At 68.5% G+C, this 25,823-nt stretch carries 26 protein-coding genes and 1 tRNA gene; 16 read left to right on the forward strand and 11 right to left on the reverse strand.

Annotated features, from left to right (window positions below; translation table 11 throughout):
* The first annotated feature begins 21 nt into the window (after positions 1-21).
* The 5 genes from AKG07_RS00665 (at position 22) to AKG07_RS00685 (ending at position 5,171) form a co-directional block, all read left to right on the forward strand.
* Positions 22-564, forward strand: a complete 543-nt coding sequence (locus AKG07_RS00665; protein ID WP_053095505.1) for a DUF501 domain-containing protein — start codon at positions 22-24, stop codon at positions 562-564.
* Entirely contained in the window at positions 561-1,853 is a 1,293-nt protein-coding gene (locus AKG07_RS00670; protein WP_053095506.1) for a S8 family serine peptidase, read from the forward strand. Before AKG07_RS00665 ends, AKG07_RS00670 begins: the two co-directional genes overlap by 4 nt.
* A 39-nt stretch (positions 1,854-1,892) precedes the next feature.
* Positions 1,893-3,362 carry an NAD(P)/FAD-dependent oxidoreductase gene (locus AKG07_RS00675; protein ID WP_053099042.1) on the forward strand — a complete coding sequence of 490 codons (1,470 nt, stop codon included), beginning with the start codon at positions 1,893-1,895 and terminating at the stop codon, positions 3,360-3,362.
* 286 nt (positions 3,363-3,648) lie between these two features.
* Positions 3,649-4,464 (forward strand): hypothetical protein, encoded by an 816-nt coding sequence (locus tag AKG07_RS00680; protein ID WP_053095507.1) that lies wholly within the window; start codon positions 3,649-3,651, stop codon positions 4,462-4,464.
* Positions 4,461-5,171 carry a DedA family protein gene (locus AKG07_RS00685; protein ID WP_053095508.1) on the forward strand — a complete coding sequence of 237 codons (711 nt, stop codon included), beginning with the start codon at positions 4,461-4,463 and terminating at the stop codon, positions 5,169-5,171. The genes AKG07_RS00680 and AKG07_RS00685 overlap by 4 nt, the downstream gene beginning before the upstream one ends.
* A gap of 11 nt (positions 5,172-5,182) precedes the next feature.
* Here the strand turns inward: AKG07_RS00685 and AKG07_RS00690 are convergent.
* Positions 5,183-5,255, reverse strand: a tRNA-Leu gene (locus tag AKG07_RS00690).
* Between the two features lie 324 nt (positions 5,256-5,579).
* Here AKG07_RS00690 and AKG07_RS00695 point away from each other — a divergent pair.
* The 3 genes from AKG07_RS00695 (at position 5,580) to AKG07_RS00705 (ending at position 8,791) form a co-directional block, all read left to right on the forward strand.
* Positions 5,580-6,827, forward strand: a complete 1,248-nt coding sequence (locus AKG07_RS00695; protein WP_053095509.1) for an alanine racemase — start codon at positions 5,580-5,582, stop codon at positions 6,825-6,827.
* On the forward strand, positions 6,824-8,137 hold the full coding sequence (locus AKG07_RS00700) for a D-arabinono-1,4-lactone oxidase (RefSeq protein WP_053095510.1): 1,314 nt from the start codon (positions 6,824-6,826) through the stop codon (positions 8,135-8,137). Before AKG07_RS00695 ends, AKG07_RS00700 begins: the two co-directional genes overlap by 4 nt.
* An 87-nt stretch (positions 8,138-8,224) precedes the next feature.
* The gene (locus AKG07_RS00705; RefSeq protein ID WP_042542063.1) at positions 8,225-8,791 is read left to right on the forward strand and encodes a LemA family protein; all 567 of its coding nucleotides are present in this window, start codon (positions 8,225-8,227) and stop codon (positions 8,789-8,791) included.
* 90 nt (positions 8,792-8,881) lie between these two features.
* Here the strand turns inward: AKG07_RS00705 and AKG07_RS00710 are convergent, their stop codons facing one another.
* A complete protein-coding gene (locus AKG07_RS00710; RefSeq protein ID WP_053095511.1) occupies positions 8,882-9,367 on the reverse strand; it encodes a hypothetical protein in 486 nt (161 codons plus the stop codon).
* Positions 9,364-10,626 (reverse strand): winged helix-turn-helix domain-containing protein, encoded by a 1,263-nt coding sequence (locus AKG07_RS00715; protein ID WP_053095512.1) that lies wholly within the window; start codon positions 10,624-10,626, stop codon positions 9,364-9,366. The genes AKG07_RS00710 and AKG07_RS00715 overlap by 4 nt, the downstream gene beginning before the upstream one ends.
* Before the next feature lie 79 nt (positions 10,627-10,705).
* On the opposite strand from AKG07_RS00715, the gene AKG07_RS00720 reads away from it, so the two are divergent.
* Together AKG07_RS00720 and ilvA are read left to right on the forward strand one after the other, a co-directional pair.
* Positions 10,706-11,902, forward strand: a complete 1,197-nt coding sequence (locus AKG07_RS00720) for an AI-2E family transporter (protein ID WP_082297766.1) — start codon at positions 10,706-10,708, stop codon at positions 11,900-11,902.
* On the forward strand, positions 11,899-13,128 hold the full coding sequence (ilvA, locus tag AKG07_RS00725; RefSeq protein ID WP_053095513.1) for a threonine ammonia-lyase: 1,230 nt from the start codon (positions 11,899-11,901) through the stop codon (positions 13,126-13,128). Before AKG07_RS00720 ends, ilvA begins: the two co-directional genes overlap by 4 nt.
* A 76-nt stretch (positions 13,129-13,204) precedes the next feature.
* On the opposite strand, the gene greA is transcribed toward ilvA, so the two are convergent.
* Both greA and AKG07_RS00735 read right to left on the reverse strand, forming a co-directional pair.
* The gene (greA, locus tag AKG07_RS00730; protein WP_053095514.1) at positions 13,205-13,693 is read right to left on the reverse strand and encodes a transcription elongation factor GreA; all 489 of its coding nucleotides are present in this window, start codon (positions 13,691-13,693) and stop codon (positions 13,205-13,207) included.
* 96 nt (positions 13,694-13,789) lie between these two features.
* Positions 13,790-14,176 (reverse strand): DUF4307 domain-containing protein, encoded by a 387-nt coding sequence (locus tag AKG07_RS00735; RefSeq protein ID WP_053095515.1) that lies wholly within the window; start codon positions 14,174-14,176, stop codon positions 13,790-13,792.
* Between the two features lie 69 nt (positions 14,177-14,245).
* On the opposite strand from AKG07_RS00735, the gene AKG07_RS00740 reads away from it, so the two are divergent.
* The gene (locus AKG07_RS00740) at positions 14,246-14,530 is read left to right on the forward strand and encodes a hypothetical protein (protein ID WP_053095516.1); all 285 of its coding nucleotides are present in this window, start codon (positions 14,246-14,248) and stop codon (positions 14,528-14,530) included.
* Between the two features lie 16 nt (positions 14,531-14,546).
* On the opposite strand, the gene trhA is transcribed toward AKG07_RS00740, so the two are convergent.
* Positions 14,547-15,275 carry a PAQR family membrane homeostasis protein TrhA gene (gene trhA / locus AKG07_RS00745; protein ID WP_053095517.1) on the reverse strand — a complete coding sequence of 243 codons (729 nt, stop codon included), beginning with the start codon at positions 15,273-15,275 and terminating at the stop codon, positions 14,547-14,549.
* 96 nt (positions 15,276-15,371) lie between these two features.
* Between trhA and AKG07_RS00750 the strand changes: the two genes are divergently transcribed.
* The 4 genes from AKG07_RS00750 to AKG07_RS00765 all read left to right on the forward strand — a co-directional run bounded on the left by AKG07_RS00750 (position 15,372) and on the right by AKG07_RS00765 (position 20,312).
* Complete coding sequence (locus tag AKG07_RS00750) at positions 15,372-16,151, forward strand: isoprenyl transferase (RefSeq protein ID WP_053095518.1); 780 nt, start codon at positions 15,372-15,374, stop codon at positions 16,149-16,151.
* A gap of 260 nt (positions 16,152-16,411) precedes the next feature.
* Positions 16,412-17,731, forward strand: a complete 1,320-nt coding sequence (locus AKG07_RS00755; RefSeq protein ID WP_053095519.1) for a PhoH family protein — start codon at positions 16,412-16,414, stop codon at positions 17,729-17,731.
* A 143-nt stretch (positions 17,732-17,874) separates the two neighbouring features.
* Complete coding sequence (locus tag AKG07_RS00760) at positions 17,875-20,106, forward strand: carbon starvation CstA family protein (RefSeq protein ID WP_053095520.1); 2,232 nt, start codon at positions 17,875-17,877, stop codon at positions 20,104-20,106.
* Complete coding sequence (locus AKG07_RS00765; RefSeq protein WP_053095521.1) at positions 20,106-20,312, forward strand: YbdD/YjiX family protein; 207 nt, start codon at positions 20,106-20,108, stop codon at positions 20,310-20,312. Before AKG07_RS00760 ends, AKG07_RS00765 begins: the two co-directional genes overlap by 1 nt.
* Before the next feature lie 69 nt (positions 20,313-20,381).
* Here the strand turns inward: AKG07_RS00765 and AKG07_RS00770 are convergent, their stop codons facing one another.
* The 5 genes from AKG07_RS00770 to xseA are packed head-to-tail and all read right to left on the reverse strand — an operon-like array spanning position 20,382 to position 24,687.
* Positions 20,382-21,797, reverse strand: coding sequence for a class II fumarate hydratase (locus tag AKG07_RS00770; RefSeq protein ID WP_053095522.1), 1,416 nt, complete (start codon positions 21,795-21,797; stop codon positions 20,382-20,384).
* Positions 21,794-22,483: a carbonic anhydrase gene (locus AKG07_RS00775; protein WP_053095523.1), complete on the reverse strand. Its 690-nt coding sequence runs from the start codon at positions 22,481-22,483 to the stop codon at positions 21,794-21,796. Before AKG07_RS00775 ends, AKG07_RS00770 begins: the two co-directional genes overlap by 4 nt.
* A gap of 5 nt (positions 22,484-22,488) precedes the next feature.
* Complete coding sequence (locus AKG07_RS00780) at positions 22,489-23,127, reverse strand: DUF4245 family protein (protein WP_053095524.1); 639 nt, start codon at positions 23,125-23,127, stop codon at positions 22,489-22,491.
* Positions 23,124-23,363, reverse strand: a complete 240-nt coding sequence (locus tag AKG07_RS00785) for an exodeoxyribonuclease VII small subunit (RefSeq protein WP_053095525.1) — start codon at positions 23,361-23,363, stop codon at positions 23,124-23,126. The genes AKG07_RS00780 and AKG07_RS00785 overlap by 4 nt, the downstream gene beginning before the upstream one ends.
* 31 nt (positions 23,364-23,394) lie before the next feature.
* Positions 23,395-24,687: an exodeoxyribonuclease VII large subunit gene (gene xseA / locus AKG07_RS00790; protein WP_053095526.1), complete on the reverse strand. Its 1,293-nt coding sequence runs from the start codon at positions 24,685-24,687 to the stop codon at positions 23,395-23,397.
* A gap of 90 nt (positions 24,688-24,777) precedes the next feature.
* Here xseA and AKG07_RS00795 point away from each other — a divergent pair, with 90 nt between their 5' ends.
* The gene (locus AKG07_RS00795; RefSeq protein WP_053099044.1) at positions 24,778-25,821 is read left to right on the forward strand and encodes a 4-hydroxy-3-methylbut-2-enyl diphosphate reductase; all 1,044 of its coding nucleotides are present in this window, start codon (positions 24,778-24,780) and stop codon (positions 25,819-25,821) included.
* The last annotated feature ends 2 nt before the right edge of the window (positions 25,822-25,823 follow it).

Below are 25,823 nucleotides of genomic sequence, written 5' to 3' on the forward strand. Positions count from 1 at the left end.
CGGCTCCCGTACGCTGGTCGGGTGACCACGCCGCCATTCCCCGCCCCCACGACCGCCGAACTCGCCGTGGTGTCGGCCCAGTTGGGGAGAACCGCGCGCGGCGTCGTCGGCATCGCAGCCCGTTGCGTGTGCGGCAACCCCACGGTCGTCGCCACCACGCCGAGGCTGCCGGACGGAACGCCGTTCCCCACCTTCTACTACCTCACCCACCCTGCCGCGACTGCGGCCATGTCGACTCTCGAGGCCACTCAGGTCATGCCGGAGCTCGCGGCGCTCCTCGCCGAGGACGACGGGGTCGCGGCGGCCTACCTCGCGGCGCACGAGGCCTACCTCGCCGACCGTGCGCAGTTCGGCGAGGTCACCGAGATCGACGGCATCTCGGCCGGCGGCATGCCCACGCGCGTCAAGTGCCTGCACGCTCTGGCCGGTCACGCTCTCGCGGCCGGCCCCGGCGTGAACCCGATCGGCGACGTGGCTCTCGAGCGTTCGACGTGGTCTCCCGAGAAGTGCCGGTGCGACGCCCCGGGCGCGGCGCTGCGCGACGTCGAGGCGTCGACCGAATGAGGCCGCCGCGGATGCTGCGCAACGGCGTCGCGGTGGCGACGATCGTGGCATCCGTCCTGCTCCTCGGCGCGGCGGCGACGCCGCCGCCGGTGCCCGATGATCCTGCCGATCCGGTGCGCGCCGCCGAATACTGGCTCGATGGCGCCGGGATCCGAGACGCCTGGCAGACCACCCGCGGCGACGGAGTGACCATCGCCGTCATCGACACCGGGATCGCCAAGGTCCCGGGAGTGTTCGACGGGGCCGTCGTCGGCGGCACGGACGTGTCCGGCACCGGGACACCCGACGGGCGCACCCCGGTGGGTGCCATCGACGGCAATCACGGCTCGTGGGTCGCATCCCTCGCCGCCGGGCGCGGCGCGGCCGACGGCAAGGGCATGATCGGCGTCGCCCCCGAAGCCGATCTGCTCTCGATCTCCGTGGGGTTCGGCGCAGCTGCCGCCGTGCCGTTCACCGAGCAGGTGGCGAAGGCGATGCGCTGGGCGGTCGATCACGGGGCGGACATCATCAACCTCTCGTTCACCACGAACACGCTGGACTGGGACAAGAGTTGGGACGACGCGTTCCTCTACGCCTTCGAGAACGACGTCGTGGTCGTGGTCGCGGCGGGCAATCGGGGGAGCGGCACCGACATCATCGGCGCCCCCGCGACGATCCCCGGCGTGCTCACGGTCGGCGGAGTCGATCAGACGGGCACGGCGAGCATCGAGGCCTCGACGCAGGGGATCACCATCGGCATCGCGGCACCCAGCGAGGGCCTGCGCGGCGTCTCGGCGGACGGCACGGTCGTGCCCTGGAGCGGCACCAGCGGTGCGGCGCCCATCGTCGCGGGCATCGCGGCCCTCGTCCGGTCCGCGCATCCCGAGCTCGATGCCGCCAACGTCATCAACCGCATCATCAAGACGGCGATCGAGGTCCCCGGCATGGCGGATCCTCCCGACCCCCTCTACGGCTACGGTCTGGTGGATGCCGAGGCGGCGATCAGCGGGGACGTGCCCAAGGTCTCCGAGAACCCCATGGGAGACCTCGCCGAGTGGGTCCGCCTGTTCCGTCGGGCGGAGACGGTCCCGCAGCCGGAACCCACCGCCGCGCCGGTCGAGGTGCCGCCTCTGCCGGATGCGGACGCGCCGACGGAAGCCGGTTCACCGCTGCTTCCCAGCGCTGAATCGCTGCGCTACGGTACCCTGCCGCTCATCGCGCTCACAGTCCCTGGTATCCTGATAGCGCTTGGCGTCACCGCAGCTGCCCGGCGCATCCGATCGGCGCGCGCACGCACGCCACATTCCTGACTCCCGAGGAGTTGTCCCCCTGTGCCTCAGAACCGCACTGTGCCCAAGATTCTGATCGTCGGTGGAGGCTATGCAGGCTTCTACACGGCGTGGAAGCTGGAGAAGCACCTTCGCAAGGGTGAAGCAGACGTCACCATGGTCGACCCGCTGCCGTACATGACGTACCAGCCGTTCCTCCCCGAGGTGGCCGCCGGCTCGATCGAAGCCCGACACTCGGTGGTCGCCCACCGTCGTCACCTCAAGCGCACGAACGTGCTCACCGCCAAGGTGACCGGAATCAACCACGCCGAGAAGGTCGCGACGATCACGCCTCCCGTGGGCGAGCCGTACGAGTTCGCATACGACCAGATCGTGGTGACCGCGGGTGCCGTCTCGCGCACCTTCCCGATCCCGGGCATCGCAGACAACGCGATCGGTCTGAAGACGATTGAGGAGGCCGTCGCGATCCGTGACCGCCTGATGTCGAACTTCGACAAGGCGGCGTCGCTGCCTGCGGGCCCCGCGCGTGATCGCCTGCTCTCCGTCGTCGTCGTCGGCGGTGGCTTCGCCGGCATCGAGGTGTTCGCCGAGCTGCGCTCGCTCGCCTCGTCGCTGGTCAGCAAGTACCCGCAGCTGACCTTCGACGACACCCACTTCCACCTCATCGAGGCGATGGGGCGCATCATGCCCGAGGTCTCGCTGCAGACGAGCGAGTGGGTGCTCAAGGACCTCGCGAAGCGCGGCGCCAACGTGCACCTCGACACGCAGCTCACCAGCGCGGTCGACGGCAACGTCGAGCTGTCGACGGGTGAGGTCATCCCCACCGATCTGATCGTCTGGACCGCCGGTGTCATGGCGAACCCGACGGTGGTGCGCGGTGGCGACCTCCCGATCGAGGAGCGCGGCCGCATCCAGACCCGTGCAGACCTCCGTGTCGGCACCCCCGAGGCCTTCGTTCCCGGGGCCTGGGCCGCCGGTGACGTCTCTGCCGTCCCCGACCTGTCCGGTGGTGGCGTCGGCGGCTTCTGCGTGCCGAACGCCCAGCACGCCGTCCGTCAGGCGAAGCTCCTCGCGAAGAACATCGTCGCCGTGCTGCGTGGCGAGGACCCGAAGGAGTACTTCCACAAGAACCTCGGCGCCGTCGCGGGCCTCGGGCTCTACAACGGTGTCTTCCAGTCCGGCAAGATCGCCCTCAAGGGGTTCGTCGCCTGGGTCGCCCACCGTGGATACCACGGCCTCGCGATGCCCACGTGGGAGCGCAAGTTCCGCGTGGTGTGGGGCTGGTGGAACAACCTGTGGCTCGGTCGCGACCTGGTGAACCTCGAGACGGTCCAGAACCCGCGCTATGTCTTCGAGGAGTTCGCCGCTCGCCCGCGTCCGGCCGCCGATGCGCCGGCTCCCGCCGTCACGGCTCCGGCCGCGCAGGCGACCGCCGTCGACAAGGCTGCTGACGAGAAGCCCGCCGGCCAGAAGACCGGTGCCAAGAAGCCGGCCGCCAAGAAGACCGCCGAGACGGCTGCCGCCAAGTAGTCCTCTCCTCGAACGCCCCGAGTCCTCCGGAGTCGGGGCGTTCGTCGTCTCCGCCGACGGGGCGGGTCTCGCACCCCGTTCATAGGCGCGCTTGCTACCGTCGGCAGCGCAAGGGGAGTACTCCCGTCTGCGGTGGTGTCGTCATTACGGATACGAGGTCGTGTCCCGGCCCACCGGCCCGTGAGGGTGGAGGAGACCTGGCGTCCGTATCCGCGGACGGCCAAGGACCCCTCACCGCACCGCTGTCGAGACCCGTGGTCGTCCACACCACGAAGGAATCGTCACCATGGGAAAACTCAACCGACTGCTCGGGATGGCCGCTCGCGCCCTCGATCTCGACGAGAGCGGATCCCGCACGGATCGCGACGGCTCGCGGGGGCAGACGCCTCCCGCGCCCGGACGGCGTCACCCGGAGAATGATCGATACTCTCCTCCGCCGGTGCACCGGACGTCGCGTGACCCGTACTCTCCGCCTCCTGCCGGTGCCGCCTCCGCCTCCCGTGCAGCCGGATCGGGGTCGGACGCCGACCGGGCCGCGATCGCACGGTACGACTACCTGCTCGAGACCGCAGATCCGCACCGCGTCGAGCAGATCCATCGCGAGGCGTTCGCGCGGCTGACGCCGGCGCAGCGCGCGCAGGTGCAGGAGCGCATGAACACGGAGCTCGCGCCCGGCGAACGCCCGACCTCGTCCTCGCCGGAGGATCTCGCACGTGCGGCCGGGCGCTCCGAGGCGGCGCACCCCGGACGCATGCGCGGCATCCTGTCGCGGGTGCGCGGGTTCGGCGCTGCCGGTGCCGTCGGCGGCGCCGCCGTGGGCGCGTTGGGCATCGTGGCGGTCGGCGCCGTCGGCAGTGCCGTCGCCGCCCCCCTTCTCGAGCAGGCGGCCGGGCTCGGTGTCGACTTCGACGCGCTCGCGCAGGGTGTCGACGTCGAGGCGATCGCGAGCGGACTCGGCGGAGAGGAGCTCGCGGGAGCCGCTGAGGGTGTTCTCGGATCGGCCGGCGAGACCGTCTCGGGCCTCGGCGACACCGCGAGCGAATGGGGCCAGCGGCTCGGCGACCTCGGCATCCCCGGAATCGGCGATCTGTTCGGCCGATGAGCGGGGCGATCATGGCGGCCGCCGAGTCATCGCCGTCGGATCACGGATTCTCCGGCCTCACCGGGTTCGCCGCCGACGTCCTCACCCAGCTCGGCGACATCGGGGTGGGCGTGCTGGTGTTCCTCGAGGTGCTCGTCCCGCCCATTCCGAGCGAGGTGATTCTCCCGTTCGCCGGCTACCTGAGTCAGAGCGGCGACCTCACGCTCGGCTGGCTGATCGTGTGGAGCACCCTCGCCTCATGGATCGGGGCGCTCCTGCTCTACTGGCTCGGGGCGGCCATCGGCATCGAGCGGGCCGTGCGGCTTCTCGCGGCCACCAAGCTGGTCAGCCGCGGCGATCTGGACCGGGGAGTGGCCTGGTTCCAGCGAAGCGGAGGGTGGACGGTGCTCGTGGGGCGGATGGTCCCCGGCGTCCGCAGCCTGATCTCGATCCCTGCGGGTGCCACGCGGATGAACCTGGCCCGATTCAGCGTCTACACCATCGTGGGCAGCGGCCTGTGGAACACCCTGCTCATCGGGGTGGGTGCCCTGCTGGGAACCCAGCACGAGCAGCTCGAGCACCTGCTCGGGTATCTCGACTACGCCGTGTATTCAGCGCTGGCGATCGCCGTCGGTGTGCTGGTCCTGCGCCGCGTCCGTGAGGCGCGCGGGTCGGCATCCACGAACGGACAGACCCGCGGCGCGGCAGATGGACGCGCGGATGGCTGAGAAGCGCGATGTGCCCCCGCTGGGACTCGAACCCAGACTGAAGCGATTTTAAGTCGCCTGCCTCTGCCATTGGGCTACGGGGGCTCCATGTGACTGGCTCAGATTACACGGGTATATCGGCCGCTCCGGCGCCGCATCCCGCACGGACAGCGCGAAGGGAAACGGGCGTCCCAGCGCCCGTCTCCCTGTGATGCTGCTGAGACAGCATCGCTACCCCCCGGCAACCGGCCGGGCACGGCCGGTGAGCCGCCACGAATGACGGCCTCAGTGATAGAGACGGCGACCGTGGATGTTCATTACGAGCATTGCGGCTAAAGTACCGGGATTCCGGACGTGGCCGTACGACTGCGCTGCGACTCGATCTCAGAAAGCATGAATCCGCGTCCGCGCTGGACATAGGGTGGGGGAGTGCTCGACCTCATCGCCGATATGAGCCCCGATCAGGGACGAAACGCAGTCTCCCCCGAGTGGCACGACCCGTCACGGTACTGGCCGCGCCTGTCTGCGGCGACCGGCCACCTCTCTGCTCCCGTGGCGGTGATCGACAGAGAAGCGCTCCGGCACAACGCCCTGGATCTGCTGGTCCGTGCGGGCGGACTGCCGATCCGCGTCGCCTCGAAGTCGGTGCGCGTGCGCTCGGTGCTCGACGCGGTGCTGCAGCTTCCGGGCTACCGGGGGATTCTCGCGTTCACCCTCGCCGAAGCGCTCTGGCTCGCCGAGACCCATGACGACATCGTGATCGGCTACCCGACGGTCGATCGCGCGGGACTCGCGCAGCTCTTCGAATCAGAAGAGGCGGTGCGGCGCATCACGCTCATGGTCGACGACCCGGCGCATCTCGACATCGTCGACAGCGTCGCGCCTGCCGGCCATCGCCCCGACATCCGTGTCGCGATCGACGCGGACGCCTCACTGCGATCGGCGGCGCTCGGTCATATCGGCGTCCGCAGGTCCGCGCTGTTCACTCCGGGAGAGGTGGCGGCCTTCGCTCGCACGATCGTCCGCCGCCCCGGCTTCACGCTCGTCGGCCTGCAGATGTACGAGGCCCAGATCGCCGGGCAGGGCGACAACGCGGGACCGGACGCGCCGGTGATCCGTCTGATGCAGGCGCGCTCCCGGTCAGAGCTGCGAGACCGACGAGCCGCGATCGTCGGCGCACTCTCGGAGATCGCCCCTCTCGAGTTCCTCAACGGCGGAGGGACCGGCTCCCTCGAGTTCACCGGCAGCGACGAATCGCTGACCGAGGCGAGTGCCGGCAGCGGACTGCTCGGAGGGCACCTCTTCGACGGGTACCGATCCTTCCGCCCGGCACCGGCGTCGGCGTTCGCGTTCGACGTGGTGCGGCGGCCGGCCGCCGACATCGCGACCGTGCTCGGTGGCGGATGGATCGCCTCGGGCCCCGCCGTGACGTCGCGACAGCCATCGCCCGTCTGGCCGCAGGGACTGCGCACTCTGTCGCGCGAGGCCGCGGGCGAGGTGCAGACACCGCTGCAGGGGCGAGAGGCCCAGCACCTCGGAGTGGGCGATCGGGTCTGGTTCCGCCACGCGAAGAGCGGCGAGCCTGCCGAGCGCATCGACAGCTACCAGCTCGTCTCCGGCGACGAGATCGTCGACGAGCTTCCCACGTATCGCGGCGAGGGGAAGGCGTTCCTGTGACCCGGATCGGCGGAACCTGGCAGAACTGGGGGCGGTCGGCGCAGGTGAAGCCGCTCCGCGTCGAGCGCCCGCGCACGCCGGAAGGCGTGCAGCGCGCCGTCCGGGCGGCTGTGTCGCAAGGTCTCACCGTGAAGGCGGTCGGAGCGGGGCACAGCTTCACGGGCATCGCCGTCGCCCCCGGGGTGCTCCTGGAACTCGACGACATGCAAGGACTCGTATCGGCCGACGCGTCCACCGGCCGCGCGACTCTGCTCGCGGGAACCCGGCTGCACCGCATCCCCTCACTGCTTGCGCCGTTCGGTCTCGCCATGGAGAACCTCGGCGACATCGACCGTCAGTCCATCTCCGGCGCGATCTCGACCGGGACCCATGGGACCGGGTCCGGGTTCGGAGGACTCGCCACACAGGTCGTCGCGGCGACCATGGTGACCGCAGCCGGCGAGTTCCTGAGAGTGGACGAGAGGCAGAACACCGATCTGCTGCCCGCGGTCACTCTGGGACTCGGCGCACTCGGGATCCTGGTCGACATCACGCTGCAGTGCGTGCCGAACCTCCTCATGGAGGCAGTCGACGAGCCAGCGCCTCTCGACGACGTTCTCGAGACCCTGCACAGTCGGGTCGAGGAATCGGACCATTTCGAGTTCTACTGGTTCCCGCACACGGACATCGCTCTGACCAAGAGACAGACGAGACTGCCGGAGTCGACTCGGCGGCAGCCTCTCCCGGTCGTAGGGCGCTGGATCGATGAGACCCTGCTCTCGAACGGCGTGTACCGGGCGGTATGCGCCGCCGGGCAGGTGGCACCCATCATCACTCCGCCGTTCAACAGGCTCGCGGTGAAGCTCACGGGCGACCGGCGCTACACCGAGCTGTCGCACCGCGTCCTGACACAGAGCCGCACGGTGCGGTTCCGCGAGATGGAGTACGCGCTGCCCGTCGAGAACGTCGTGCCGGCCTTCCGCGCTGTGCGCGAGCTCATCGAGCGACGAGGATGGCGCATCGAATTCCCGATCGAGGTGCGCTTCGCGGCGGGCGACGACAGGTGGCTGTCGACGGCGTACGGCAGGGCCACGGGGTACATCGCGGTCCACCGCTACTGGCGCGCCGATCCTTCTGTGTACTTCGAGGCCGTGGAGCAGATCATGCTCGAGCACGGCGGACGCCCCCACTGGGGCAAGCTGCACACGCTGACCGCCGAGCAGCTGCGAGAGCGCTATCCGCGGTTCGACGACTTCACCGCCGTGCGCGACCGGCTCGACCCGGATCGCCGATTCACGAACCGATACCTGGATCGCGTTCTCGGCGCATGACGGGGCTGCAGCTGACCGTCGCACACCCAGTCGACGCGCAGGCTGCGCCGATAGGATGAGACAAACACGAGGAAGGGTGGGCCTCTGATGGAATGGCTCGTGCCGGTACTGATCGTCGTCGGTGTGATTCTGCTCATCGGAATCTACCTCTGGGCGACCTACAACTCGCTGGTGCAGCTCAACGTCCGCGTCGACGAGGCCTGGAGCGGCATCACGGTTCAGCTGAAGCGCAGAGCGGATCTGATACCCAACCTCATCGAGACGGTGAAGGGCTACGCCTCGCACGAGAAGGCGGTGTTCGAGAACGTCACGCGTGCGCGAGCGGAGACGCTGTCTGCCGGCAGCCCCGGCGAGGCGGGCATCGCCGAAGGTCATCTGCAGCAGGCGCTCCGCAGCCTGTTCGCGGTCGCCGAGGCCTATCCGCAGCTGCAGGCGAGCCAGAACTTCCTTCAGGTGCAGCAGGCCCTCGTCGACACCGAGGACAAGATCCAGGCTGCGCGCCGCTTCTACAACGGCGGGGTCCGCGAGCTGAACACCAAGATCAAGGTCTTCCCCAACAATCTCTTCGCCAAGGGACTCGGATTCACCGAGCGCGAGTTCTTCGAGGTCGCCGACAGCGGCGCGATCTCCGAGCCGCCACGCGTGCAGTTCTGATGTGTCAGAAGGCCCGGTGCGCACCAGCGCATCGGGCCTTCTGCATGTCCGGCCGCCCGTGGCGAGTCGATCGCGGGGCCTGAGCGACGCTCACCAGACGTCGAGCTCCACAACGTCACTCTCGACGGTCACGCCACCGCGGAGCGTCCAGGAGTCCGTGCGATACGTCTCGGTCCTCGGACTGCCGTCCTGACCTGTGCCCGACACGGTGGCGACGAGGACGCCCCCGTCGGCGACGAATCCACCGTCCGTGAGCTCCAGGACCGGCAGCTGCTCTATGCGGAACCGGACGTCGTCGACCGAGGCGAACTCGGTGCCCCAGGGGATCCTGATCCCGCATCCGTCGGGAACGGCGTCATCGGAGACCTCCGCAGACGTGCACTCCTCGAGGTGGTCGTCCAGCGCCTGCTGTGCGGTCGTGCGCACATCGATCTCAGGCGTGGGCGCGCTGCTCGTCGCCGGGGGACCGGCAGCAGGGGACACATCGCCGGATGACAGCCACAGCCATGATGCCGCCACCACGACGACGAGAGCGGCAGCGACGCCGCCGATCGCCCATGCCCTGCGGCGATTCACGAGGGCACCTCTCTCGCGTGCACATGGCGACGCACGGACGTGTCCGGGCGAACCGAGAGTGCGGCGTGAAGAGCCTCTGCCGCGGTGCCCCACCGCGAGACCGAGACATGCGCGAGGCCCTGCCATTCCGCTGCGAGCGCCAGCTCTGCGGCGATCCGCTCAGCGTCGGCGTCAGGCCTGGCCTGAGGCTCCCACCAGGCCGACTGCACTTGAAGCGTCGACGTCGCGCGGTCGGCCTTCAGATCGACGCGGGCCACGATCCGGTCGCCGACGAGCACGGGCAGCGAGTAGTAGCCGTATCGCCGCTTGTCGGCGGGGACGTAGATCTCGATCCTGTAGTCGAGCTCGAAGGCGCGCAGCGCTCTGTCGCGGAACCAGACGACGGGATCGAACGGTGTCAGCAGCGCTGACGCGTCGATGCGGCGCGGCAGCACGGCATCCCGATGTCGCCAGGTCGGGAGCGGGCGCCCACCGCGGTCCCAGCCCCGCACCGACACCGGGAGCAGCTCGCCCGTGTCGACCAGATCGGCGATCGACTGCGAGACCGCCGCGCGATCGCGGATGCGGTGGTAGTCCGCGAGATCCGACTGCGTCGCGACTCCCGACGAGCGCGCCGCCCGACGTGTGAGCTCGCGGATCGCATCGTCCCGCGGCACGTGGCGCGACAGGATGGCGTCGGGGATCACCTGCTCGGCAAGAGCGTAGCTGCGCTCGAAGCCCTTCCGACCGCTGATCGCGACGTCCCCGGTGCGCCACAGATGCTCGAGTGCGAGCTTGACGTCATCCCAGTCCCACCATGTGCCGCGCTCGCGGGGCGCATCTTCTCGGAGATCCGCCGGTCGCAGTGGGCCCCGCGCCCTGAGCTCGTCCTGCACCCAGCGCAGCGTCCGCGTGTTCAGGCTCATCCACGAGTCGGCCGCCGCCCATCGAGCGCGGAAGTGATCCATCCGGAATCGCCACAGCGGCCAATCCTCGATGGGGATGAACGTCGCCTCATGAGCCATGTACTCGACGTAGTGGGTGGTCCGGGAGTGGAACACCCGATCGAACAGCGCCGGATCGTAGGCTCCCAGACGCGAGAACAGCGGCATGTAGTGCGACCTCGCGAACACGTTGACCGAGTCGATCTGCAGCACGCCCAGCCGATCCATCACCCGGTGGATGTGCCGGGCCGACACCGATGCGGGGCGTGCGCGGGAGAAACCCTGCGCGGCCAGCGCGATGCGACGGGCCTGGGCGGAGCTGAGGGTCTCGGTCACCTCGTCAGGGTATCTCCGAGCGCCGACATCCGGGCCTCGTACGTCCGGACGCGCGGCGCCCGCGCCATAGACTTGGGCGATGAGCGAAGAGCTGCGTCCACGGCTGAGAGACCTCTTCCGTCCGCGCCCGGTCTCGCCGGATCGCACGGTGACCACCGAGGCCGATGAAGCCGTCCCGCGAGGACTCCGCATCACGGCCGCATATTCCTGGCGCATCCTGCTGATCGCAGCGGTGGTGGCCGGATTCATCTGGCTCGTGATCGAGCTGAAGCTCCTCGTGATCCCGCTCATGGTCGGCATCCTCATCACGGCTCTGCTGTGGCCGGGATTCCAGTGGATGCTGCGCCACCGGTTCCCGCGCTGGCTGGCAGTGGCGCTGTCGATCATCGGCACGCTCGCGATCGTCTCCCTGCTGCTCTGGCTCGTCATCTGGCAGGTCCGCGCCCAGCTGCCCGACGTGCAGGCGCGGAGTTCCCAGGCGATCGAGGAGTTCCGGCAGTTCCTTCTCAACGGACCGCTGCACCTGAGTGAGACGCAGATTCAGGACTACATCGATCAGGGCCTCGGCATCATCAACGAGCAGACGCAGACGCTCCTCAACGGGGCTCTCGCGGTCGGCACGACCGCCGCGCATGTGGTGACCGGAGCGGTCCTCTCACTGTTCATCCTGATCTGCCTGCTCGCCGACGGTCGGGGGATCTGGCGCTGGACGCTGCGCCTGTTCCCGCGCGCGGCGCGCCCGGCCGCCGACGCGGCCGCGAGCAACGGCTTCGCGACGATCGTCAACTACGCCCGCACGCAGCTGCTGGTGGCCGCGATCGACGCGGTCGGCATCGGCGTGGGTGCCGCTCTGCTCGGCGTCCCGCTGGCGATACCGGTCGCCGTGCTCGTCTTCCTCGGATCCTTCGTGCCGATCGTCGGTGCGGTCGTGACCGGCGCGATCGCGGTCCTGCTGGCCCTCGTCTACAACGGGCCGTGGATCGCTCTGGCGATGCTGGCCGTCGTGCTCGGCGTGCAGCAGCTCGAGGGGCACATCCTGCAGCCGATCCTGATGGGCTCCGCGGTGAAGGTGCACCCGCTCGCGGTCGTGCTCGTCGTCGCCGGCGGCTCGATGGTCGGCGGCATCCCCGGAGCGCTGTTCGCGGTGCCTCTCGCAGCGTTCGTCAACGTCGCAGCGGTGACCGTCAGCACGGGGTCGTGGAAGACCGGCGACGTCCCGAACGCAGACCTAATCTGGAGCACAGTTCCGCGCGAGCGGAGACGGAGGAATCGATGAGCGCAGTCCCCAGCCTGGACGAGTTCGAGAAGGCAGCTCAGAGTCTGGCTGAGGTGATCACGCGGACGCCGACGTTGCCTTCGCGCGCTCTGTCGGATGTCCTCGGAGCGCCGGTCGTGCTCAAGATGGAGAACCTGCAGCGAACGGGCTCCTTCAAGATCCGGGGATCCGCATATCGCCTCTCCCAGCTGAGTGCCGAAGAGCGCGCGCGCGGCGTGGTCGCGGCCTCCGCCGGCAATCACGCGCAGGGCGTCGCCCTCGCGGCGCAGACCCTCGGAATCCCGGCGACCATCTTCGTGCCGATCGGCATCCCGGTGCCCAAGCTGCTGGCGACCAGGAGCTACGGCGCCGAGGTCGTGCTCGAGGGAGAGACGGTGGCGACGTCGCTGCGGCTCGCCGCCGAGTTCGCCGAGCGCACGGGAGCGGTGATCATCCATCCGTTCGACCACCGCGATGTCGTCATCGGCCAGGGCACGCTCGGACTCGAGCTGCTCGAGGATGCTCCGGACGTCGACACGATCGTGCTGGGGATCGGTGGGGGAGGCCTGATCGCCGGTGTCGCCGCCGCGGTGAAGGCCAAGGCCGCCGAGATGGGCCGCACCGTCCGCATCATCGGCGTCCAGGCCGAGAACGCCGCGGCGATGCTTCCCTCACTCGAAGCGGGATACCCGGTCGACATCGAGACGAAGCCCACGATCGCCGACGGCATCCTGGTCGCACGCCCCGGCGCCATCCCGTTCGAGATCATCAAGGACCTCGTCGACGAGGTCGTCACGGTCACGGACGACGACCTCGCACGCGCCATCCTCGTGCTGCTCGAGCAGTCCAAGGTGATCGCGGAGCCGGCGGGTGCCGTCGGAGTCGCCGCGATCCTCGCCGGCAAGGTGAAGGCCAGCGGCAAGACCATGGCCGTGGTCTCCGGTGGCAACATCGACCCGCTGCTGCTGCAGCGCGTGGTCTCTCACGGTCTGGCGGCATCCGGCCGGTACCTGACGATCCGCATCCCGCTGCCCGACCGTCCCGGTCAGCTGGCGCGGGTGTCCGAGCTGATCGCGGAGGCCGGTGCCAACGTGATCGAGGCGATGCACACCCGTCACGGGCACGGGCTGCAGATCAGCGAGGTCTTCCTCGAGCTCAGCGTCGAGACGCGGGGCACCGAGCATTCCGAGCACACCCTCGACACCCTCCGTCGTGCCGGCTTCCAGCCGATGATCGTTCCGGACTGACCCGCGACGACAGAAGGCCCCGTCCATTCGGACGGGGCCTTCTGTCGTCGCGGAACGCGCGGGTGATCGAAGCGCGTCAGCCGGTGTAGGTCTCGACGTTCACGATCTCGACCGAGATCGCGCGGCCGTTCGGCGCCTCGTACGAGGACTTCTCGCCGACCTTGAGTCCGAGGATCGCCTGTCCGAGCGGGCTGGCCTCGCTGTACACGTCGAGGTCGCTGCCCACGGCGATCTCACGGCTGCCGAGGAGGAAGACCTCTTCGCCACCGGCGACCACGGCGGTCACGACCGTGCCGGGCTCGACGATGCCGCGGCTCGCGGGCGCCTCGCCGACCTTGGCGGTCTTGAGAAGGTTCTCGAGGGTGCGGATCCGCGCCTCCTGCTTGCCCTGCTCGTCCTTGGCGGCGTGGTACCCGCCGTTCTCCTTGAGGTCGCCCTCTTCGCGTGCCGCTTCGATGCGCTTGGCGATCTCTTCGCGACCGGTGGTGGAGAGGTGCTCGAGCTCGGCGACGAGCCGGTCATACGCTTCCTGCGTGAGGAAGGGAACCTGAGCGTCAGTAGACATGACGAAGCTCCTTCGTTAGGTACCCGGCGACGTTCCGCGGGGGATATGCCAAGACGCCCCGGCACGGTGCCAGGGCGTCATCTGTCTGGCTCGAGTCTAAGCGACCCAGCAGCTGTTCACCAAACCTGTCGTGGCGCTCGAGACGGTGGGAACCGTGGCAGAGAGCGCCTGCGAATGGGCATCTCCGGCGGGGATCTCGACGACCTTCCAGCCGACGACCCCGAACTCCTCGTCCAGCGCCTCGACGATGCAGGCCACGTCCTTGCCCTGCACCCCGGTGATCTGGAAGCGCACGGTGACGCTGTGCTCATCCACCAGATCGAAGCCGAGATCGTCGGAGTCGACCGCGTTCATCTGCGCCGCGACGATCATCCAGCCGAACGCGCCGACGAGAAGTGCCGCGATAGCGATCAGGACGATCCATGGCCCCCGGCGGGAGCGGGTGCGACCGTAGCGGTCGTCGAGCTGTTGTGCGGTCGTCACGGGGTGGGTCTTCCGGTCGTTAGGCTGGTAACTCCAGGTTATGCGACCTGCGCATGAAAGGCAGACTCCATGCTCGCTCTGACCGAGACACCGATGCCGACGCCCACGATGACGGTGGCACCGGAGCTGGTCACGCCCGGATTCGTCGGCTTCGCCGCCGTCGTGATCATCCTGATCGCGGTGATCCTGCTGATCCTCGACATGAACCGTCGCATCCGTCGGGTCCGCTACCGCGAAGAGGTCAGGGATGAGCTCGACGCCGAAGAGGCCGCGCGGGCGGCTGACGAGGCGACCGAGACGGATGCCGACCTGCCGATCGTGCGCGAGGGCGACGACGACCCCGAGAAGCGCTGACCGAGCCTTCGGCGGGTCAGGCCCCGAGTGACGGGGACAGCGGTGCGAGGGCGATGAGCAGACACGCGACCCAGTGGCACAGGAACGCGAGCACCGTGCACACGTGGAAGATCTCGTGGAACCCGAAATGGCCGGGCCAAGGGTTGGGCTTCTTGATCGCGTAGACGACTGCGCCCCCCGTGTAGAGGAGCCCTCCGACGATGACGAGCACCATCATCGTGGCGTTCGCGACGAAGAGGTCGGCGAGGTACATCACCGCAGCCCAGCCCAGAAGCAGGTAGAGGGCGACGTACAGCCACCGCGGAGCATTGATCCAGAACACCCGGAACAGGATGCCGAGAAGCGCCCCGCTCCACACGAACACGAGCAGCAGGGCGCCCTTCGGAGGGGGCAGCGCGAGCACGGCGAGCGGCGTATAGGTGCCGGCGATCAGCAGCAGGATGTTCGCGTGGTCGATCCGCTTGAGGATCACCTTGACCTTCGGGCTCCAGTCGATCCGGTGATAGAGAGCGGAGTTGCCGAAGAGCAGCAGCGAGGTGGCCATGAACACGGCGGCGGCCCACTTGGCCGCGCCGCCCTGCGCGACGGTGATCAGCACCACCCCGGCGACGATCGCGACGGGGAACGTGGCCGCGTGGATCCAGCCGCGCCAGGTCGGCTTGATCTCGACGGCGGCGTCGTGCGCCGCCTCCTCCAGGAGAGGCAGCTGGGGGACGTCAGGTACCGAGGAGTCGGGAGTGCTCACGCCTTCACTCTATGCGGGCGCCCATGCAGGCGAGCGTACATATCCTGAGCGTCGGCCCTGGGTCCGCCGACGCCGACGCGATAGCGTAGGGAGGTGATGACACGCGATGGTCAGGGGCGGGGGCCGCTGTACCGCCTCTACACCAGCCGGCTGCGCCGCCATCTCGATCCGGCGACCGTTCCCCATCACGTCGCCATGATGATCGACGGCAATCGGCGCTGGGCCAGGCAGCTCGGCTACGAGACTCCCGCGGAGGGACACAGGGCGGGTGCCGCCAAGATGCGCGAGTTCCTCGGCTGGTGCGACGAACTCGGGGTGCGGGTCGTGTCGCTGTATCTCCTGTCCAGCGACAACCTGCGAAAGCGCGACTCCGCCGAGCTCGCCGATCTGATCGAGATCATCGCCGAGCTCGCAGAGGCACTGTCGCGCGAGGGCAATTGGCGTGTGAAGCACGTCGGACGCTCCGACATCCTTCCCGCGGAGCTCGCGAAGGTGCTGGACGACGCACAGGAGCGCACGCGCGACCACACCGGCCTCCACGTCAACCTCGCGGTCGGCTACGGCGGGCGCAACGAGATCGTCGATGCGGTGCGCAGCATCGTCACGGCGCATCAGGCGTCCGGCGGCACGATCGAGGACCTCGCCGCTCATCTGACCCCCGAGATGATCGGGGAGCATCTGTACACCGGCGGCCAGCCGGACCCCGATCTCGTCATCCGCACGAGCGGCGAGCAGCGTCTGAGCGACTTCCTGCTCTGGCAGAGCGCCCACAGCGAGTTCTACTTCGTGGAGGCGCTCGGGCCGGACCTGCGACAGGTCGACTTCCTCCGCGCGATCCGCGACTTCGCCGACCGCGACCGGCGCTTCGGCCGCTGACCTCGCCGACGACGCCACCCCGCGTTAACCAACACGTAACGAACTCGTGGCGTGTCGAGTTCGTCAAATGTCGGCGGCTGGTCGTAGCTTCTAGGCATCGGGCAAGGTGCCCGTCGGGTCGGCCTCAGGATGACGACTCGTGACCCCCTGGTCGACTCGTTCGAATAACCGGGAGTTCCCCGGGTCGGGAGTGGGTCGTGACCTCACGTACAGCGCAGCAGTCCACCAGCACCGCGCAGCAGTCCACCCGTAAGACGACGATGCGAGCGGGGGCGGAGGGTCCTGATCAGGATCTTCGGACCTATGTGCTCGACACGTCCGTCCTGCTGAGCGATCCGCAGGCGTTCTTCCGGTTCGCCGAGCACTCGGTCGTCCTTCCGGTGGTGGTCATCACCGAACTCGAAGGCAAGCGGCACGACCCGGAGATCGGATACTTCGCCCGTCAGGCGCTTCGCCACCTCGATGACCTTCGCGTCGAGCACGGACGGCTGGACTTCCCCGTCGAGGTCGGCGAGGGCGGCACGCTTCGGGTCGAGCTGGCCAACACGGACTCCTCGGTGCTCCCGGCCGGCATCCGGCTGAGCGACAACGACACCCGCATCCTCTCGGTCGCGATGAACCTCGCGCAGGACGGTCAGGATGTCACGATCGTCTCGAAGGACCTCCCGATGCGCGTCAAGGCGGCCTCGCTCGGTCTGCGTGCCGAGGAGTACCTCGCCGAGCAGGCCGTCGATTCGGGATGGACCGGAATCACCACCCTCGACCTGTCCGGTGACGAGATCAGCGATCTCTACGAGAGCGAGGTGGGCATCAGCGAAGATGCGAGGGGCCTGCCGGTGAACACCGGGCTCATCATCCACTCCGAGCGCGGTTCCGCACTCGGCAGGATCACGGGAGACGGCGAGTACAAGCTCGTCCGCGGCGACCGCGACATCTTCGGCATGCACGGGCGGTCCGCCGAGCAGCGGATCGCGATCGACCTGCTCACCGACCCGGACATCGGCATCGTCTCGCTGGGCGGGCGCGCGGGCACCGGAAAGTCCGCCCTGGCTCTCTGCGCCGGCCTCGAGGCGGTGCTCGAACGACAGCAGCAGAAGAAGATCATCGTCTTCCGCCCGCTGTTCGCCGTCGGAGGCCAGGAGCTCGGCTACCTGCCCGGCGATCAGGGCGAGAAGATGGGCCCGTGGGGGCAGGCGGTGTTCGACACGCTCGGTTCGGTCGTGTCCGGCAACGTCATGGAGGAGGTCGTCGAACGGGGCATTCTCGAGGTGCTCCCGCTCACGCACATCCGCGGTCGGTCGCTGCACGACGCGTTCGTGATCGTCGACGAGGCGCAGTCGCTCGAGCGCAACGTGCTGCTGACCGTCCTCAGCCGCATGGGGCAGAACTCGCGCGTGATCCTGACCCACGACGTCGGCCAGCGCGACAACCTCCGTGTCGGCCGTCATGACGGCATCGCCAGCGTGATCGAGACGCTCAAGGGGCATGACCTGTTCGCCCACGTGACGCTGATGCGGTCCGAGCGCTCCGCGATCGCCGCCCTGGTGACCGAGCTTCTCGAAGGGGGCGAACTCAGCTGACCTGAGTGGTCCGACAGCGGATGCCGTGGTGTCACGGCATCCGCTGTCGCATGTTCCGGCGGATGCGTCGGCGATTCGCTTCCGTCGGCGTGGTCGTCGGATTACGCTCGTGGCACCGAACGCAGACGATGGAGTGATGCGCCATGAGTGACACAACGAAGACTGTCGAAGACCACTCGCTTCCCCCGGTGGCTGTCGATGAGAAGCCGCGCTGGACACCGCTGAAGATCGTCCTCTGGGCGGCGATCGCGCTACTGGGCGGTGTCGCCTGGACGATGCTCGCCATCGTCAGAGGCGAGACGGTGAACGCGATCTGGTTCGTGTTCGCGGCGGTCTGCACCTATCTCGTCTTCTACCGTTTCTACTCGAAGTTCATCGAGCGCAACCTCGTCAAGCCGAACGACCGACGCGCGACACCCGCCGAGTACAAGGCGGACGGCAAGGACTACGTCGCGACCGACCGTCGAGTGCTGTTCGGACACCACTTCGCCGCGATCGCGGGTGCCGGCCCTCTCGTGGGACCCGTGCTCGCCGCGCAGATGGGCTACCTGCCGGGCACGATCTGGATCATCGTCGGAGTCGTCCTGGCAGGTGCCGTGCAGGACTACCTCGTGATGTTCTTCTCGATGCGCCGGGGCGGGCGCTCTCTCGGCCAGATGGCCCGCGATGAGCTCGGTCGATTCGGCGGCACGGCGGCCATCGTCGCCACACTCCTCATCATGATCATCATCACGGCGATCCTCGCTCTCGTCGTGGTGAACGCCCTCGGCGAGAGCCCCTGGGGCGTGTTCTCCGTGGCCATGACGATCCCGATCGCCCTGTTCATGGGCGCGTACCTCCGGTGGATCCGACCAGGCAAGATCACCGAGGTGTCGCTCATCGGGTTCGTGCTGCTGATGGCGGCGATCATCGGCGGCGGGATGGTCGCCGAGACCGACTGGGGTCAGGCGGTCTTCACCCTCGACCGCACGACGATCGCGTGGGGGATCATCATCTACGGCTTCATCGCCGCGGTGCTGCCGGTGTGGATGCTGCTCGCTCCGCGCGACTACCTCTCGACGTTCATGAAGATCGGCGTGATCGTGGCACTCGCCGTCGCGATTCTCTTCGTGCGGCCGGAGATCACCGTCCCGGCCTTCAGCGAATTCGCGGCGGGGGAGACGGGGCCGGTCTGGGCGGGTTCCCTCTTCCCGTTCCTGTTCGTGACGATCGCCTGCGGGGCGCTGAGCGGATTCCATGCGCTCATCGCGTCGGGCACCACGCCGAAGATGATCGAGAAGGAGAAACAGACCCGCTTCATCGGCTACGGCGGCATGCTCATGGAGTCGTTCGTCGCGATCATGGCGCTCGTCGCCGCGATCTCGATCGACCGTGGTCTGTACTTTGCGATGAACTCCTCGCCAGCCGCGACCCTCGGCACCGTCGAAGGCGCCGTGCAGTTCGTCAACAGCCTCGGGCTGACGGGTGTGAACCTGACCCCCGAGATGCTCACGAGCACGGCCGAAGCTGTGGGGGAGGAGTCGATCGTCTCCCGCACCGGCGGTGCGCCGACCCTCGCTCTCGGCCTCGCGCACATCATGCAGCAGTGGATCGGCGGCACCGGGATGATGGCGTTCTGGTATCACTTCGCGATCATGTTCGAGGCGCTGTTCATCCTGACCGCGGTGGATGCCGGCACCCGTGTCGCGCGATTCATGCTGCAGGACTCGGTCGGCAACGTCATCCCCCGTTTCAAGGACACGTCGTGGCGGGCCGGGGCCTGGATCTGCACGGCGGTGATGGTCGCGGGCTGGGGCGCGGTGCTGATCATGGGCGTCACGGACCCTCTCGGCGGCATCAACACCCTGTTCCCGTTGTTCGGCATCGCCAATCAGCTGCTGGCGGCCATCGCGCTCGCCGTGGTGCTCACCATCGTCGCCCGCAGGCGCACGTTCACGGTTCTCTGGGTGGTCGCTCTGCCGTTGGCATTCGTGACGGTCGTCACCGTCACGGCGTCGCTGCAGAAGATCTTCTCGAGCGTGCCGCAGGTCGGCTACTTCGCCAATCACGTCGCCTTCCGCGACGCGCTCGCTGCGGGCGAGACGTCGTTCGGCACGGCGACCAGCGTCGCCGCGATGGAGGCGGTGGTGCGCAACACGATGATCCAGGGCATCCTGTCGGTGACTTTCCTGGTGCTGTCTGTGATCGTCATCACGATCTCGATCGTCAAGGTCATCCAGGCGGTGCGACCCGGGCCGATCATCGATCACGAAGACCCGGAGGTGCCGTCGCGTCGGTTCGCTCCGGCAGGACTCATCGCCTCACCGGAGGAGCGCGCGGTCGAGAAGGAGTGGAACGCGCTGCCCTCGTCCGCCCAGGCGACGAGGGGGCACTGATGTCTGCGGCGGTGGCCGAGGCGGCGCGCAGGATCTGGCACTCCGTCGCCTGGTACATGAACGGCGTGACAGGGCAGTCGCGGTACACGGCCTACGTCGCGCACGAACGGGAGCGGCATCCCGAGCGAGAGCCGCTCACCGAACGCGAGTTCTGGCGGGCGCACTACGCCCAGCAGGATGCCGACCCCGGAGCCCGCTGCTGCTGATGGGGGCGGAGACGACGGATGCCGCAGGGAACGAGTCCCTGCGGCATCCGTCGTGTCAGTTACCGGTGATCAACCCGGGTGGGTCATCGACAGCAGGTCGAGCTTCTCGTCGAGCTGCTCGAGCGTCAGGTCCCCGCGCTCGACATAGCCGAGGTCGATCACGGCGTCGCGCACCGTGATGCCCTTCGCGACCGAGTGCTTGGCGATCTTCGCCGCAGCCTCGTAGCCGATGAGCTTGTTGAGCGGGGTGACGATCGACGGGCTCATTCCGGCGAAAGCCGCCGCGCGGTCGAGGTTCGCCTGCAGTCCGTCGACGGTCTTGTCGGCGAGCACGCGCGAGGCGTTGGCGAGCAGACGGATCGACTCGAGAACGGCGGTGCCCATGACCGGGATCGCGACGTTGAGCTCGAACGAGCCGGATGCTCCGGCCCAGGCGACGGTCGCGTCGTTGCCGATCACTCGTGCGCACACCATCAGCACGGCCTCGGGGACGACCGGGTTCACCTTTCCGGGCATGATCGAGGAACCCGGCTGCAGGTCGGGGATGTGCAGTTCGCCGAGTCCGGTGTTGGGGCCGGAGCCCATCCAGCGCAGGTCGTTGTTGATCTTGGTCAGCGAGACGGCGATCGTGCGCAGCGCGCCGGACGCCTCGACGAGACCGTCGCGGTTGGCCTGTGCCTCGAAGTGATCCTTGGCCTCGGTGATCGGAAGCTCGGTCTCGGCTGCGAGCAGCTCGATGACCTTCTGCGGGAACCCGAGCGGGGTGTTGATGCCGGTGCCGGTGGCGGTGCCGCCGAGCGGGACCTCGGCGACGCGGGGGAGGGCCGACTGCACGCGCTCGATGCCGAGGCGCATCTGACGGGCGTAGCCGCCGAACTCCTGGCCCAGGGTGACGGGCGTGGCGTCCATGAGGTGCGTGCGACCCGACTTCACCGCGTCCTTCCACAGCTCGGCCTTCGCCTCGAAGGCGACGGCGAGGTGGTCGAGCGCGGGGATGAGGGTGTCGATGAGCGCCTGCGTGACCGCGATGTGCACCGAGGTCGGGAACACGTCGTTCGACGACTGCGAGGCGTTCACATGGTCGTTCGGGTGCACATCCGCACCGAGGATGCGCGTCGCGAGGGTCGCGAGCACCTCGTTCATGTTCATGTTCGACGACGTGCCGGAGCCCGTCTGGTAGGTGTCGACGGGGAACTCGCCGTCATGTGCACCGGATGCGACCTCGTCGGCGGCCTGGGCGATCGCGTCCGCGATGGCCCCATCGAGCGTGCCCAGCTCCTTGTTCGCGAGCGCGGCGGCCTTTTTGATGCGCGCGAGGGCGGCGATCTGCGTGGATTCGAGGCCCTTGCCCGAGATCGGGAAGTTCTCGACGGCGCGCTGCGTCTGTGCGCCGTAGAGCGCGTTCACGGGAACTCGCACCTCGCCCATCGTGTCGTGCTCGATGCGGTAGCCCTGCGCGTCTGCGCCGCTGTGCTGGTCGGTCATTCCGAACCCTCCTTGGTTGCGGGGCTGTGCCCCTCGGTGTCGTTTCCGTCTGTGTCGAGTCCGACCGTGATGACGGGAATCGCGGTTCCCTCGGCCAGACGGTAGTTGGCGCCGACGATGCCCAGACGACCCTCGGCGACGGCGTGGGAGATCACCTCGGACGACTGCAGCAGGTCGCGGACCGTGTTGCGCAGGTGCTCCTGGCCGACCAGGTCGGCGTCGATCTCGGCGACCGTGGTCCCGCCGCTCTCGACGAGCACCTTCCGGGCCGCAGGCACGATCGGTGCGATGAGCTTCCAGATGTGCGGCGGCAGCGGCGCCGCGTCGATCGCGGTGCCGTCGATGGCGGCGCGCACAGCACCGCACGAGTCGTGTGCGAGCACGACGATCAGGGGGACGTTCAGCACCGCGACCGCGTACTCGAGGCTCGCGACGATCGACTCGCCGATCACCTGACCGGCATTGCGGACGACGAACAGGTCGCCGAGCCCCAGGTCGAAGATGATCTCCGCGGCCAGCCGGGAGTCGGAGCATCCGAACAGGGTGGCGACAGGATGCTGCGCCGCAGCCAGGTGCTTGCGTCGGGCGACATCCTGATTCGGGTGCCGCGGGGCGTCATCGACGAATCGCTGGTTGCCCTCCTGCATCTGCTTCCAGGCGGCGGCGGGCGTGAGCGTGTCTGTCATGAGGGCTACTCCGAGAGGTCGCGGATCTGGGGGACGAGGGACTCGGCGAGCTCGGCGGTGGAGTCGGCGGAGCGTGAGCCGTAGAGCAGCAGGTAGTCGTCACCCGCCTGGGTGCCGATCGCATAGGTGATGTTCTGCTTCGCACCGGCATCGCCGAGGTCGTAGACGTCCCACTCCAGCCCGCCGATCGACGTCGTGTCCGTCGGCGCGGTTCCGTTGAGGCGCTGCGGGGCCCAGGCTGCGTCAGCATCGAAGGCCTGTGCCAGCTTGATGAATCCGCGCTCATCCTCGGCTGACGGGGCGAGGGTGACATCCCAGACCGTCGTCGCGCCGCTCGTGAGCTCGGCCGTGTTGACTCTCCAGAAGTCGGCCAGGTCGGGCACGATCACCGGGCGATCCATGGTGGACTCCACGTCCGCGGCTACGCCGACCACGTCGATCTTCTGGGCGGTCGCGGGTTCGCCACGGGGAACTGCGAGCACGATCACCGTGACGATGGCCAGCGTGACGATCAGAGCGGCCACCAGGCTGCGCACCGTCTGGCTCGAGCGATAGGCCTTGCTCGACGCGGCCTTGCGGGCCGCCGTCTCTTCGGGGGTCTCCGGCCGGCCCAGTTCGGCGACGATGGGAGCGGGCTTGCTCATGAGTCGTCTCCGTCGGCGGCACCGGTCGACGTCGCACGGGCGGCCTCGAGGCGACGCTTGGCGCCGAGCAGCCATTCCTCGCAGCGGGCCGCCAGGGCCTCGCCGCGCTCCCAGAGAGCGAGCGACTGCTCGAGGGTCGGAGCGCCCTGTTCGAGCTCGGAGACGACCTTCACGAGCTCATCGCGAGCGGCCTCGAATGACAGCGTGTCCACAGGGGTGTCGTTCGGCGCACTCACGCCTCCATCCTACGCGGTGCGCGGGACCCGCTCATCCGGAGCGGGGCACCGGTGCTTCCGCGATCTCGCCCTCGGAACGAGCCGCGACGGAGCCGCGGTCGACCGTGATCGTCAGGCTGCTGCCGGCCGGAGCGTCGGCGGCGTCGCGGAGGATCACTCCGCCCTCGAGGTGGGCGATCGCATAGCCGCGCGACAGCGTGGCCGCGGGGGAGAGCGCCCGCAGTGAGGCTCGCAGCTCGCTCGTCGCACGGCCGGCCGCATCGTGCTGACGGGTGATCGTGTCGCGTCCCCGCGAGAGCAGCAGCCACACGTCCTGAGAACGCGACTCGATGATCGGGTCGGGGGAGCGCAGCGAGGGACGGGACCGCAGCTGCTCGAGCTGCGCGATGTCGTGCGACAGCCGCTGCGTCAGTCGGGTCGTGGCTCGGGATCGCAGCTGCGCGATCAGCGCCCGCTGCTCGCTGACGTCGGGTACGACGCGCTTCGCGGCATCCGTCGGAGTCGATGCGCGCAGGTCGGCCACGTCGTCCAGAAGCGGATGATCGTTCTCGTGTCCGATCGCGCTGACGATCGGAGTCGTTGCCGCGGCCACAGCCCGGACGAGCCGTTCGTCACTGAATCCGAGCAGCGTCTGCGGATCGCCGCCGCCGCGGGCGATGACGATCACGTCGACATCCGGGTCGGCATCCAGTCGTGCCAGAGCGGCGAGGGTCTCGGGGACGCACCGGTCGCCCTGAACAGCCGCATACTCCGTGCGGAAGCGCACCTGGGGCCAGCGCAACTCGGCGTTGCGGTGCACGTCCTTCTCGGCATCCGACTTCTCTCCCGTGATCAGGCCGATCACGTGGGGGAGGAACGGGAGGCGCTTCTTGCGCGACGCGTCGAACAGGCCCTCCTGGCGCAGCTGCTGTCGCAGCTTCTCCAGCTTCTCCAGCTGATCGCCGAGGCCCACGTGCTTCATCGCCGAGACGGCGAAGCTGAAATCGCCGGCCTTGACGAAGTAGTCGGCCTTGACGGCGGCGACGACATGGTCGCCGACAGCCAGATCACCGGGGATCCGCGGGCGCACACTCGACCAGATCCTGATGGAGATCTGCGCGTCGGAGCGGGTGTCCTTGAGCCGGGCGAAGATGTTGCCCCCGCGCACGTTCCAGGAGGTGATCTCGCCTTCGACCCACACCGTGTTCCAGCGCGCCACGAAGTCGCGGATCGTCGCGTTCAGGCGTGCGACCGAGGTCGGTGCGTCGGCCGAGGAGTCGCGCGGGGCGACCGCATCCGCCGGCGGAGTCTCGCCAGGACGCGTCGATGCTTCGAAGACCGTCATGCGCTCGGTGCCCCTTCCCGCTCCTGCTCAGGTTCTCGGCGGTAGAATTCAAGGGTGACCTCGACTGCCGTTCATCTGCCTCTGCCGCGCATCCCCCGAGTACGTGGGGCGGCCGGGCGGCTTCAGGATAACCCGGTCGTCGGGAACAAGCGTGTTCTGCTCGCCGCTCCGCGCGGATACTGCGCCGGCGTCGACCGGGCTGTGGTCGCCGTCGAGAAGGCGCTCGAGCGCTACGGCGCGCCGGTCTACGTGCGCAAGCAGATCGTGCACAACATCCACGTCGTCACCGAGCTCGAGGAGAAGGGCGCGATCTTCGTCGAGGAGGTCGACGAGGTTCCCGAGGGCGCTCACGTCGTCTTCAGTGCGCACGGAGTCTCGCCCGCGGTCGTCGAGGCGGCGTCGGACCGCGGCCTGCACGCCATCGACGCGACCTGCCCGCTGGTCACCAAGGTTCACCGCGAGGCAGTGCGTTTCGCCCGCGACGATTTCGAGATCCTGCTCATCGGCCACGAGGGGCACGAGGAGGTCGAGGGCACTGCGGGAGAGGCTCCCGAGCATGTGACCATCGTGAACTCGCCCGCCGAAGCCGACACCGTGCAGGTGAAGGACCCCTCGAAGGTGGTCTGGCTCTCGCAGACCACGCTCTCGGTCGACGAGACCATGGAGACCGTGAACCGACTGCGGGCCCGGTTCCCCGAGATGCACAATCCGCCGTCCGATGACATCTGCTACGCCACGCAGAACCGCCAGGTCGCCATCAAGAAGGTCGCGGCGAACGCCGACCTCGTGATCGTCGTCGGTTCCTCGAACTCGTCGAATTCGGTGCGCCTCGTCGAGGTCGCGCTCGAATACGGCGCGAAGGCCGCCTATCGCGTGGACTACGCCGAAGAGGTCAAGCAGGAGTGGCTCGACGGCGTTGCGACGGTCGGTGTCACCTCCGGCGCCTCCGTGCCCGAGGTGCTGGTTCGCGAGGTCCTCGACGCACTCGACGGAGCGGGTTACCGCGACGTCGAAGAGGTCAAGACGGCGGAGGAGGACCTCATGTTCTCCCTGCCCAAGGAGCTGCGACAGGATGCCGCGGGTCAGCGAGACGCGCGTGCGCTGGGAGGCCGTTCCTCCAGCGGGAACGCCTGACG

The organism is Microbacterium sp. CGR1 (assembly GCF_001266755.1).
In the GTDB taxonomy this organism is placed as follows: Bacteria; Actinomycetota; Actinomycetes; order Actinomycetales; family Microbacteriaceae; genus Microbacterium.